This is a genomic window from Pseudomonas sp. GL_093 (assembly GCF_057837605.1).
In genome coordinates this window covers 3,795,950-3,807,431 of sequence record NZ_CM174448.1, presented here as the reverse complement: position 1 = coordinate 3,807,431, position 11,482 = coordinate 3,795,950, and the positions used below count along the sequence as shown (strand labels likewise).

The 11,482-nt window shown below is 60.3% G+C and carries 12 protein-coding genes; 7 read left to right on the top strand and 5 right to left on the bottom strand.

The window, feature by feature from the left end; all coding sequences use genetic code 11:
• Window positions 1-58 precede the first annotated feature (58 nt).
• Entirely contained in the window at window positions 59-892 is an 834-nt protein-coding gene (locus AC3IUE_RS17380) for an AraC family ligand binding domain-containing protein (RefSeq protein ID WP_489263074.1), read from the bottom strand.
• A 35-nt stretch (window positions 893-927) separates the two neighbouring features.
• Window positions 928-1,431: a VOC family protein gene (locus AC3IUE_RS17375; RefSeq protein WP_223430838.1), complete on the bottom strand. Its 504-nt coding sequence runs from the start codon at window positions 1,429-1,431 to the stop codon at window positions 928-930.
• 180 nt (window positions 1,432-1,611) lie between these two features.
• On the opposite strand from AC3IUE_RS17375, the gene AC3IUE_RS17370 reads away from it, so the two are divergent.
• Complete coding sequence (locus tag AC3IUE_RS17370) at window positions 1,612-2,970, top strand: XAC2610-related protein (RefSeq protein WP_489263073.1); 1,359 nt, start codon at window positions 1,612-1,614, stop codon at window positions 2,968-2,970.
• A 72-nt stretch (window positions 2,971-3,042) separates the two neighbouring features.
• Here the strand turns inward: AC3IUE_RS17370 and AC3IUE_RS17365 are convergent, their stop codons facing one another.
• Complete coding sequence (locus AC3IUE_RS17365) at window positions 3,043-3,963, bottom strand: LysR family transcriptional regulator (RefSeq protein WP_489263072.1); 921 nt, start codon at window positions 3,961-3,963, stop codon at window positions 3,043-3,045.
• A 114-nt stretch (window positions 3,964-4,077) separates the two neighbouring features.
• Here AC3IUE_RS17365 and AC3IUE_RS17360 point away from each other — a divergent pair, with 114 nt between their 5' ends.
• The 5 genes from AC3IUE_RS17360 (at window position 4,078) to AC3IUE_RS17340 (ending at window position 9,129) form a co-directional block, all read left to right on the top strand.
• A complete protein-coding gene (locus AC3IUE_RS17360; RefSeq protein ID WP_489263071.1) occupies window positions 4,078-4,923 on the top strand; it encodes an oxidoreductase in 846 nt (281 codons plus the stop codon).
• 302 nt (window positions 4,924-5,225) lie between these two features.
• Window positions 5,226-5,681 carry a (2Fe-2S)-binding protein gene (locus AC3IUE_RS17355; RefSeq protein WP_046048854.1) on the top strand — a complete coding sequence of 152 codons (456 nt, stop codon included), beginning with the start codon at window positions 5,226-5,228 and terminating at the stop codon, window positions 5,679-5,681.
• Window positions 5,682-5,706: 25 nt separating this feature from the next.
• Entirely contained in the window at window positions 5,707-7,875 is a 2,169-nt protein-coding gene (locus AC3IUE_RS17350) for a xanthine dehydrogenase family protein molybdopterin-binding subunit (protein WP_489263070.1), read from the top strand.
• A gap of 1 nt (window position 7,876) precedes the next feature.
• Complete coding sequence (locus tag AC3IUE_RS17345) at window positions 7,877-8,455, top strand: hypothetical protein (protein WP_489263069.1); 579 nt, start codon at window positions 7,877-7,879, stop codon at window positions 8,453-8,455.
• A 74-nt stretch (window positions 8,456-8,529) separates the two neighbouring features.
• On the top strand, window positions 8,530-9,129 hold the full coding sequence (locus tag AC3IUE_RS17340) for a GGDEF domain-containing protein (protein ID WP_489263068.1): 600 nt from the start codon (window positions 8,530-8,532) through the stop codon (window positions 9,127-9,129).
• Here AC3IUE_RS17340 and AC3IUE_RS17335 read toward each other — a convergent pair.
• Entirely contained in the window at window positions 9,098-9,523 is a 426-nt protein-coding gene (locus tag AC3IUE_RS17335; protein WP_489263067.1) for a VOC family protein, read from the bottom strand. The two genes, AC3IUE_RS17340 and AC3IUE_RS17335, sit on opposite strands and share 32 nt — an antisense overlap.
• Window positions 9,524-9,634: 111 nt before the next feature.
• Between AC3IUE_RS17335 and AC3IUE_RS17330 the strand changes: the two genes are divergently transcribed.
• Window positions 9,635-10,501 carry a LysR family transcriptional regulator gene (locus tag AC3IUE_RS17330; protein ID WP_489263066.1) on the top strand — a complete coding sequence of 289 codons (867 nt, stop codon included), beginning with the start codon at window positions 9,635-9,637 and terminating at the stop codon, window positions 10,499-10,501.
• Window positions 10,502-10,682: 181 nt separating this feature from the next.
• Here the strand turns inward: AC3IUE_RS17330 and fabI are convergent, their stop codons facing one another.
• Complete coding sequence (gene fabI / locus AC3IUE_RS17325) at window positions 10,683-11,477, bottom strand: enoyl-ACP reductase FabI (protein WP_008152082.1); 795 nt, start codon at window positions 11,475-11,477, stop codon at window positions 10,683-10,685.
• Window positions 11,478-11,482 lie beyond the last annotated feature (5 nt).

Here is an 11,482-nt window from a genome sequence, read left to right as displayed (position 1 = left end):
AGGGGGAACGTTAACTAAGAGTGTGTGTTGCTGATTGTATAAGGCTGCGTTATTGCTTTTAGCCGCGATACTGCCCCGGTGTCGCCGCCAGATGTTGTTTGAACGCACGCTGAAAATGCGCCTGATCGGCAAACCCGGCTTCGAGTGCCACATCGGCGATCAGCTTGCCGCTGCGCAACTGATCGCGGGCGAACTGGATGCGTCGGTTGACCAGAAAGGCGTGGGGCGTCATGCCGTAATGCTGCTTGAACGCGCGGATCAGGTAGGACGGCGATAGCTGGGCCGCCTCGCAAATGTCTTCGAGCTTGAGCATTTGCGTGCAGTTGTCGCGAATGTAATCGGCCGCCCGCTCCAGTTTGAAATTGGGCTCGCGCAGCGGTTGGTCGATCGGATTGAGCCGCTGCTGTACGTTGGTGAAAAACTCCACGGCCGCGCTTTGCTTGCGCAGCACGTCTTGCTGCGCATCGACCAGCACGTCGTACAAACCTTTCAGGCCGGCAAACAGCTCGCTGTCGTGAGTGTGGGTGATGGAAAACCGGCGAAACGCCAAGTCCTGGCTGAAGCCGAGCTGATGCTGCAAATCGGTCAGCCAAGGTGTCTCGACGTACAGCATCAGGTACGACCACGGTTGGTCATCGATGGGGTTGCAGGCGTGGACATCACCGGGATTCATCAGCACCACGGTGCCGGCACTGACCTGAAACTCCGATTGCTCGTGGAGGTAGGTACTGCGCCCGGCCGTGATCGCACCGATGGAAAAGTGCTCGTGGGAATGCCGGGTGTAGCAGACCTCGCGGCCGTCGGCGATGGAGCGGGCTTCGATGAAGGGCAGGGCGTCGTCGCGCCAGAAGCGCGGGGCTTTGTCAGCGTCTTTGGCAACGGTGTGCTTCATTGTCAGCGTCCTCGACAGGTCAGCGTCGAAGTGTATTAGCTCTCACCGGCAAAGGCTCGTTGCAGCGCCGCGATGTCGAGTTTTTTCATCTGCAACATCGCCGTCATGGCGCGTTGGGATTTCGCCGTGTCAGGGTCTTTCATCATGTCCATCAGGGCCACCGGCACGATCTGCCAGGACACGCCGAATTTATCCTTGAGCCAGCCGCATTGCTGGGCCTCAACGGGTCCTCCCGCGGACAGGCGCCCCCAGAAGTGGTCGACTTCTTCCTGAGTATGGCAATTGACCTGAAATGAAACCGCTTCATTGAACTTGAAAATGGGACCGCCGTTGAGGCCGGTAAAACTCTGCCCGTCCAGTTCGAAACTGACCGTCATCACCGAGCCATCGGGCCTGCCGTGGATCTCCTGACCGGCCTTGCCGTAGTGGGTGGTGGCGCTGATTTTCGAATGATCGAAGATCGCACAATAGAACTTCGCGGCCTCCTCGGCCTGATTGTCGAACCACAGGCAGGGCGTGAGTTTTTGAACGCGGTGCATGGTGTAGCTCCTCTACGAATGACTCAGGCTGGACTTTCAGCGTAGTCAGCCTCGGGTCGTCTGGCCGTACCGTAGATCGACAAGTTGAAAGAGTTTCCTTTCGATGGAATCAACGATGTCGGCATGACCCGATAGCCGCTAGACTTGCCGACCTGATTTGCCGCAAGGACGCTCTGCATCATGGTCGCCCCTCGTTTGTTGGCTGTTTCCTGTCTGCTGGCTGCCGCTGCTGTAAGCGCCGGGCCGGTGACGTATCACCTCACGGACCCCGCGAAGAAGTACGTCATCGACGTGCTGTTTACACAGCCGCCCACCCAGACTTTCGACGGCGCTCCTGCGCTGATTACGTTGCGCGAAAGGGCCGGCGGGCAGGTGCTGCAGCGCATCGAGTCAGCCGAAGCGTTCGCCCTGTTCAAACCAGGCCGCAAAGCTTCGGAGTTCGACCGCAACCTGGCGTATGCCGATCAAAGTCTGCTGTTGTTCGGCGATTTCAATTTCGACGGGCAACAAGATCTTGCCGTACGCAACGGCAATGATGCGGGCTATGGCGGTCCTTCCTACGACATCTACCTGTTCGATCCCGAGAGTTCGACGCTCGTGTTGAGCACGTCCTTTTCCGCTCTGACCCGTGACGAAAATCTGGGCATGTTCGAGATCGACCCGGTCACCAAGCGCCTGCACACCCAGTCCAAAAGCGGTTGCTGTTGGCGCCAGGGCGCGACCTGGCAAATACAGGGCAACCGTCCTGTGAAGGTGGCCGAGAAAACAGAGGTGGTGCAAAAACCGTCGGAAGCCAACCCGTTCATGCCTTCTGGCTATGTGGACGTGACCGATCGTGAACTGAAATCCGGCCAGTGGACGGAGCGTCGTCGTCTCGAGGGGCCTGTTGGTGAAGCGCCCGTCATGTTGCGTGGCACCCTCGATGACAAGATCCCCGTTGAGCTGTGGTGGCAACGTCAGGGTGATGTCTATGTTGGCGAAGTTCGCTACAGCAAGACCGGCAGCGGCAAACCGATCCGGCTGGTGGGCAATACCTACGAAGATGGCGGAATCGTTCTGCGTGAACTGGACGACGACGGTCAGATGATTGGCAACTGGTTCGTCGAAGGCACGCCGAACGAACAGGGCAGCCAGACCGGCACGTGGATCAACGGTTCCCGTCAATTAAGCATCAATGTGAGGCCGACCGCGTTCAAAGTCGCCGCGCCAAAGCTTGAGCGGGTTGCTGACAGTCAGCGAGAAGGGCGCTACCTCGTGAGCAATGTCCAGGATCAGCGTGTCGGCGAGTTGACCCTCAAAGTAGTGCCGGCGATCGACAGCGGCCCGGAGATGGCGGACATCAACCTCAGCGTCTTTCAGCTCAAGGAGCCGCCCGTCGAAGTGCATCATCAATATCCGCTGCTCGCCGGCAACCTTGTCATCGCACTGGACCCGGAGGGCGATCCGCTGTTTCGCCTGCAGTTGCTCAATGGCGCCGCTGAAGTGACCGGTTTTGGTGAATATCAGAAGTACAGCGCGGCTTACGTGAAACAACCTTGATGTAGTCGTAATGACGTTTTGTAGGGTCGATATGACTGTTTTTGAATGTAGTCATACTGTGAAGGCAACGGTTCAGCGACGGCCCAGGCCTCCTTTTTCAGCAATCCACCGGGTGGCCAAATCAATAAAGGCCCGCAGCTTCGGCTGTGTCTGGGTGCGGCTGGGGAAGTACAGGTACAACGCCGAGCTGAGTGGCACGAAGGGTTGCAGCACCCGCTCCAGGCGTCCATCCGCCAACTCGTCGGCAATCTCCAGATCACAGGCATAGGCCAGGCCCGAACCGCTGCGAGCGGCCGCCGCCAACAACCGGCGGTCATTGACGATCACGCCGCCCTCGACGCCCACGGTGAAGTCCCGACCCTCGCGGCGAAACTCCCAGCGATGCGCGCTGCCGGAGGTCGAGAAGCGAAAGCCGATGCATTCGTGTCGGGTCAGGTCTTCCGGGATGGCAGGTTTGCCAGCCTTGGCGAAGTACGCCGGGGAGCCCACCACCGACCATTGCAGGTCAGGTGTCAGGCGCACCGCGATCATGTCTTTTTCAATCGACTCTCCCAGGCGAATCCCGGCATCGAAGCCGCCGGCCATCAGGTCGACCGTGGCGTCGTCCAGGGATATATCGAGGGTCACTTGCGGGTAGGCCTCGCGGAACAGCGGAATCAGCGGCTCCATCAACAGGGTGCCGGACAATCGCGGTACGGTCAGTCGCAACGTGCCCATGGGCTGATCACGGAAACCGCTGAGCACCGCCAGTGCTTCATCGATTTCACTGGCCGCCGGACGCAAGCGGGCAAACAGACTGGCGCCGGCTTCGGTCAGCGCCACTCGGCGCGTGGTGCGCTGAAACAGCAGCACGCCGGTGCGCCGTTCCAGCAGTTTGATCGCATGACTGACGGCGGTGGGCGTAACGGCTAGCCGAGTCGCGGCCAGGGTGAAACTTTTGTGCTCGGCGACGGCGAGAAACTCGGTCAAACCATCAAACGGGTCGTGATTCATATCGGCGCCATTATGAAAGAGCGTTTCATAGTGCTTGTAACACGAGGGCATTTTTCCGACCAATGTTCCTGCGTACCTTGTGCTTACCCCAACGGCCTACAAGGATTCGCGATCATGACCACTTCCCAAAACTTCAAACGTGTCTGGCTCATCACTGGCGCGTCTCGCGGTATCGGCGCCAAGATCGCTGCCGCCGCGCTGGCCAATGGCGACGCCGTGGTCGCCACCGCCCGTGACGCCAGCAGCATCACCCAGCGTTTTGGCGAGCAGGCAGGTTTGCTGGCAGCCACCCTTGATGTGACCAATGAAGCCCAGGGCGTCGCGGTCGCCAAGGCGGCCATCGACCACTTCGGGCGCATCGACGTGCTGGTCAACAACGCCGGTTTCGGCTTGCTTGGCGCGGTGGAAGAAGCCAGCGCCGATGAAGTGAGGCGCGTGTACGAAACCAACGTCTTCGGCTTGCTGAATGTCACTCGCGCCGTGCTGCCGCACATGCGCGCCGCTCGCCGTGGTCATGTGATCAACATCTCTTCGGTGGGCGGTTATCAGTCGGCACCGGGTTACGGTGTGTACTGCTCGACCAAGTTTGCCGTCGAAGCATTGAGCGAAGCCTTGCACGGCGAGCTGGCGCCGCTGGGCGTCAATGTCACCGTGGTAGAGCCGGGTTACTTCCGTACCGACTTCCTCGACAGCAACTCTCTGGTCGAGTCCCCTGAAACAATTGCCGACTACGCGTCGACTTCCGGTGAAATGCGCAAAGTGGCGAAAGCCGTCAATCAGCAACAGCCAGGCGACCCGGAAAAACTCGCTCAGGCGATGATCATCCTGGTCGAGGCCGAGCAACCACCGCTGCGCCTGCCGCTGGGCACGGACTCGGTGACTTACATCGAGGCCAAGAACGCCTTCGTCACCGGCGAGCTGAACGCATGGCGTGAGCTGTCGGTGTCCACCGACTTCTAAGCCCCCACCCGCTCCGTGTAGCAGCTGCCGAGCCTGCGAGGCTGCGTTCGGCGACGAAGTCGTCGCAAACCCTGCGAACGCAGTTTTCCTGGCACACCGCAGCGCCCGACCTCACGACGACTTCGTCGCCGAACGCAGCCTCGCAGGCTCGACAGCTGCTACTCAGAGCGATCCTGTTCGCCTTTATCGTGTGACCGGTGGTCGATGAACTGGTCTCGTCCGGCAATTTGCGCTTAGCTGTAGGGATAACCCGAGGTTCCCGAGAGCCCCTTCAGAACACCGTGAGTCTGAGGACATTCGCAATGCTGACGCTCAACATCAATGGCAAGGACCAGGCGCTGGATGTCCCCGCAGACATGCCGCTGCTGTGGGTCCTGCGCGATGTCGCGCACCTGACCGGCACCAAATTCGGTTGCGGCATCGCCCAGTGCGGGGCTTGCACCGTACACGTCGATGGCGCGCCACTGCGTTCCTGCATCACGCCCGCCACAGCGGTGGCCCACGGGCAGAAAATCCTCACCATCGAAGGCCTGTCTACCGACGGTTCGCACCCGGTGCAGCAAGCCTGGGCCGAACTCGATGTGGTCCAGTGCGGTTACTGCCAGTCCGGGCAGATCATGTCGGCCGCCGCGTTGCTGGCGAAAATTCCCAAGCCCACCGACAGCGACATCGATCAGGCGCTTTCCGGCAACATCTGCCGCTGCGGCACCTACCCACGGATCCGCGCAGCGGTCAAACGCGCCGCCGAGATCGGTTGATGCCACGTTGACGGGAGTCTGAACAATGAACAGCCTCAATCCTCTGTCACGCCGCGGTTTCCTCAAGGGCAGCGCGGTGCTGGGCGGTGGTCTGGTGGTGGCGTTTGTCATCCCCGGTGGTCATCGCTTTGCCAGGGGCGCCGAGAATCAAGGCAATGTTTTTGCGCCCAATGCGTTTTTACGGATCGGCAATGACAACAGCGTCACCATGCTGCTCGGCCATTCGGAGATGGGCCAGGGCATCTGGACCGGCCTGACCATGTTGATCGCCGAAGAACTGGACGCCGACTGGTCGAAGATCCGCGTCGAGCATGCACCGGCTTCGGCCGCCGAGTATGGCCTGGCCGGGTTTGGCGGGATGCAAATTACCGGTGGTTCGACCTCGACCTGGATGGAGTTCGACCGTTACCGGCAGGCCGGTGCAGCGGCGCGATTGATGTTGATCGACGCGGCGGCCAAACGCTTCAACGTTGCGCCCTCCGAAATTCGCACCGAATCGGGTGTAGTGATTGCCGGCGACCAACGCGCCACCTACGGCGAACTGGCCGATGACGCCGGCAAGCTGCCGGTGCCGGATCCGGCGTCGATCAAGCTCAAGGAGTCCAAGGATTGGAAAATCATCGGCAAACCGACCAAGCGCCTGGACACGCCGGAGAAAATCACCGGCCGCGCCAAGTTCGGCATGGACGTGCAGTTCGACGGCCTGATGACTGCCATGGTCGCGCGTTCACCGGTGTTCGGTGGCAGCGTCAAATCCTTCGAAGGCGCTGAAGCGCTGGCGATACCGGGCGTGCACAAAGTGGTGCAGGTGCCCACCGGGGTGGCGGTGATTGCCGATCATTACTGGGCGGCGAAGCTGGGGCGCGATGCGTTAAAGATCGATTGGGACCTGGGGCCAAACACCGGGCTCGACAGTCGGAATCTGCTGGAAAGCTTCCGCAAACTCGCCGCCACCCCTGGCGCTTCGGCCAGTCAAGCCGGTGATGTCGCGGCGGGTCTGGGTAAAGCGGCGAAAACCATCGATGTCGAGTACAGCGTGCCATACCTGGCCCATGCCCCGATGGAGCCGCTCAACTGCACAGTGAAAATCACCCAGGACAAATGCGAAATCTGGACCGGCACCCAGTTCCAGACGCTGGATCAAATGGTCGCCGGGAAAATCACCGGGCTCAAACCTGAGCAGGTGGAGATTCATACCGAGTTTCTCGGCGGTGGTTTCGGCCGCCGCGCCAATCCGACCTCGGACTTTGTTGCTGAAGCCGTGGAAGTTGCCAAGGCAGCGGGCGCGCCGGTAAAAACCGTCTGGTCCCGGGAGGATGACATTCGCGGTGGTTACTACCGCTCCGCGTTCCTCCATCAGGCGCGCATCGGCCTCGATGCCGGCGGCCTGCCGATCGCCTGGAAGCATGTGATGGTCGGGCAGTCGATCATGGCGGGCACGTCATTCGAGGCGACCATGGTCAAGAATGGCATCGACAAGACCTCGGTCGAAGGGGTCGCCGACAGTCCGTACCTTGAGGGGTTGGCGAATCATCAGGTGGATCTGCATTCGCCGCAAACCGGCATCCGCGTGCTCTGGCTGCGTTCGGTAGGGCACACCCACACCGCGTTCGTGATGGAGTCGCTGATTGACGAACTGGCCGAGGCGGCCGGCAAGGATCCGGTCGAGTACCGACGAACCTTGCTCAAGGACCATCCGCGGCATCTTGGTGTGCTGAACCTGGCCGTCGAGAAAGCCAACTGGAAGGCGCCACTGCCGGACGGCCATGCGTTGGGTGTCGCGGTGCATGAGTCTTTCGGCAGCTACGTCGCCCAGGTGGCCGAGGTGTCCCAGGACAACCTGGCGATCCGCGTCCATCGGGTGGTGTGTGCGGTGGATTGCGGCATTGCGGTCAACCCGATGAGCATCGCGGCGCAAATGGAATCGGCCATCACCTTCGGCCTCGGATTTACCTTGCACAGCAAGCTGACCTTCAAGAACGGGCAGGTGGTGCAGTCCAATTACCACGACTATCAAGTGCTGCGGCTCAACGAAATGCCGGTGGTGGAAGTGCATATCGTGCCCAGCAGCGACAAACCCGGCGGTATCGGCGAGGCCGGTGTGCCGCCCACGGCGCCGGCAGTGGCCAACGCGGTGTTCGCCCTGACCGGCCAACGCTTGCGGGAACTGCCGCTGCAGCTGTCGGGGGTGTGAGATGAGACGACATCTGATTCTTGGCGCGGTGGTGTTGATCGGCCTGATCGGCTATGCCGAAGACCTGTTCGCTGACGATAAGGAAGCGATCAAGGCGTTCGATACCGTGCAAAAGGTCTTCCAGAGCCCGCGCTGCCAGAACTGCCATATTCCCGGCGATTCGCCGTTGCAATTCGACGCCGGGATTCCTCACGTCATGAACGTCGTGCGGGGCATGGACGGCAAAGGTGCGGCGGGTTTGCCCTGCGCTACCTGCCACGCCGAGAGCAATCCGCCGGCCAGTTACGGCGCTCACGCACCGCCGGGGGCGCCGCACTGGAGCCTGCCGCCCGCCGCGCACAAAATGGCCTGGATCGGTCTGCCGGCCGACCAGTTGTGCGCCATGATCAAGGACCGTTCCAGCAACGGTGACCGCGATTTCGCCGCGCTGATCAAGCATGTCAGCGACGACAAATTGGTGCTTTGGGGCTGGAATCCGGGTCAGGGAAGGGCGCCGGTACCGGTGCCGCACGATATTTTCGTCACCCAGTTCAAACGCTGGGCAGACGCGGGAGGGCCATGTCCGGTCGTGGGTAGTTGACCGGCGGTCCGTTAACAGGGAGTCAAACCGGGTATGGACGACTCTAAGAAATATACCCGCCAATGGAGTGAGTAATGCTGATCCCAGGCAAACCGGTAAAACCAGGCGCGTGCGCCGACCCGTTGCGCACGCCACTGCAGGAGCGCGAGCTGCTGCGTGACTTGGCCCGTAAGGCCGAGGAGGAGTTGATGGGCGTGCAGATGGCGAGCATGGACGAGTTGACGCTGCTCTCCAACCGACACGGTTTTACAGCGCTGGCCCAACAAGGGCTGGATGTCTGCCACCAGCTGAAAAAGCCAGCGACGCTGCTGCTCTTCAATATTGATGACTTCAAGCACATCAACTATCTCTATGGTCGTTCCGAGGGCGACAATGCCCTGAAAACCTTCGCTGATGTGCTGCGTATTGCCTTTCGCGAGAGTGATGTGATCGGCCGGTTGGGCAGCGACAAATTCGTCGCGTTGCTGACCGGCTCAAGTGTTGTGGAGATTCCCGCGATCAGGGCGCGACTCGAAGAAATACTCGAAGAGCTCAATGCCACGGTGCATCGTGGTTATGACATCCGCTTCAGCATCGGACAACTCGAGTGCAATCCACAGCTTCCCGGCTCGATCGAGGAGCTGATGGCACAGGCCGATGCGTTCACTTGGCAAACAACTGAGCCACATCCTTGAATGCCTTGAACTCAAGCGCGTTGCCGCACGGATCGAAGAGAAACATCGTCGCTTGCTCACCTACCAAGCCCTGAAAGCGTATGCCCGGTTCGATCACGAATCGGGTGCCGAGGGCTTTCAATCGCTCGGCCAGCGCCTCCCATTCCGCCATCCCCAACACCACACCGAAATGCGGCACCGGCACGTCATGTCCGTCGACAGCATTGGTGTGCGCGGCTTCTTGAGAGGCGTTTTTCGGCGCGAGGTGAATGACCAGCTGATGGCCGAAAAAGTTGAAATCAACCCAGTGATCGCTTGAACGACCTTCTTCCAGGCCGAACACTTGGCCATAAAAATTGCGCGCAGCCGTCAGGTCGTAGACCGGGATGGCCAGGTGAAAAGGGGAGAGTTGCATCGGAGGTGCCTCGGCTGTGTGGATTCAGATTGAGTTTAGCCCTGTGCTTTTTGATTAAAAGACGATAATTTTTGCATCGAGCTCAAATTATTTCGATTAATCGAGAACGCCATGCTGCGGGAACTGAAAACCTTCATTGCGGTGACGCGCTACGGCACGTTTGCCGCGGCCGGTATGCACATTGGCCTGACCCAGTCGGCCGTCAGCGCGCAGATTCGCAATCTGGAACAGGCCCTGGGCATTCGTTTGTTCGACCGCACCGGACGTCAGGCGCTGCTCAATGCGGCAGGCCAGCGTGCATTGCCGATGGCCAGGGACATGCTGGAGACCTTCAGCCGCATGGCGGTCAGCGATGATGTCAGTGAATATCGCGGCGAGTTGAAAATAGGTGCGGTGGCCACGGCCCAGACCGGACTGCTGCCCCAGGCGTTGCTTCGACTGAGGCAACAGGCGCCGTTGCTCGAGCCGAAACTGGTGCCCGGCGTGTCGCTGAACCTGTTGAGTCAGGTGGACACCGGTGAGGTGGATCTGGCGATCCTGATCAAACCGCCGTTCGAGTTACCCAAGGAACTGTCAGCGCAGGTCATCCGCAAGGAACCGTTTGTATTGATCGTGCCGGCGGACCTTGAAGGCGATGAGCCGTTGCAGATCCTCGCGAACCATCCGCATGTGCGTTACGACCGCAACTCGTTCGGTGGAAGACTGGTAACGCGGTTTTTGCGTGAGCAGCAGATTGATGTGCAGGTGGCTTTGGAGCTGGATGAGCTGGAAGCCATCGTGAAGATGGTTGAATGCGGGTTAGGGGTGTCACTGCTGCCCGAGGCGGGGTTATGGCTTGAGCATGGGGCGAAGGTTCGGATCATTCCGTTGGGGGAGTTGACGTTCTACCGCGAGATCGTCCTGTTGCAGCGCTATAGCCAGCGTACACAGCCGATCCAGCAGCTATTTTCCAGCTGCCTGACACATATTTCCGGCTAAACACCAAACCCTGTGGGAGCGAGCCTGCTCGCGATAGCGGACTAACCGTCAAAATTGATGTCGACTGACTCTCCGCCATCGCGAGCAGGCTCGCTCCCACAGGGGATCTGCGCCAGGCCTGAAATTACAGGCACAAAAAACCCGCCTCAAGAGGCGGGTTTTTTAGTTGGCTACCCGAAGATTACTCTTCCAGGCTACCCATGGCCGTGGTGTTGAAACCACCGTCCACGTACATGATTTCGCCGCTGATGCCGGACGCCAGGTCCGAGCACAGGAAGGCGCCGGCGTTGCCGACTTCGTCGATGGTGACGTTACGACGCAGCGGGGTTTGCGCTTCGTTGGCGGCCAGCATCTTGCGGAAGTTCTTGATGCCGGAAGCGGCGAGGGTGCGGATCGGGCCAGCCGATACGCAGTTGACGCGGGTGCCGTCCGGGCCCAGGGAGCCGGCCAGGTAACGAACGCCAGCTTCCAGGGAAGCCTTGGCCATGCCCATCACGTTGTAGTTCGGCATGGTGCGCTCTGCACCCAGGTACGACAGGGTCAGCAGGCTGCCGTTGCGGCCTTTCATCATTTCGCGGCCGGCTTTGGCCAGGGCCACGAAGCTGTAGGCGCTGATGTCGTGAGCGATGCGGAAACCTTCACGGGTGGTGGCTTCGGTGAAGTCGCCATCCAGTTGGTCGCCCGGGGCGAAGCCGACGGAGTGCACGATGCAGTCCAGGCCGTCCCATTTTTTGCCCAGCTCAACGAAAACCTTGGCGATTTCTTCATCGCTGGCCACGTCGCACGGGAAGCACAGGTCAGGGTTGGAACCCCAGCTTTGTGCGAACTCTTCGACACGACCCTTGAGTTTGTCGTTCTGATAAGTGAAGGCAAGCTCAGCGCCCTCGCGATGCATGGCGGCAGCGATGCCGGATGCGATGGACAGCTTGCTGGCGACACCGACGATCAGTACGCGCTTACCGGCGAGAAAACCCATGTGTT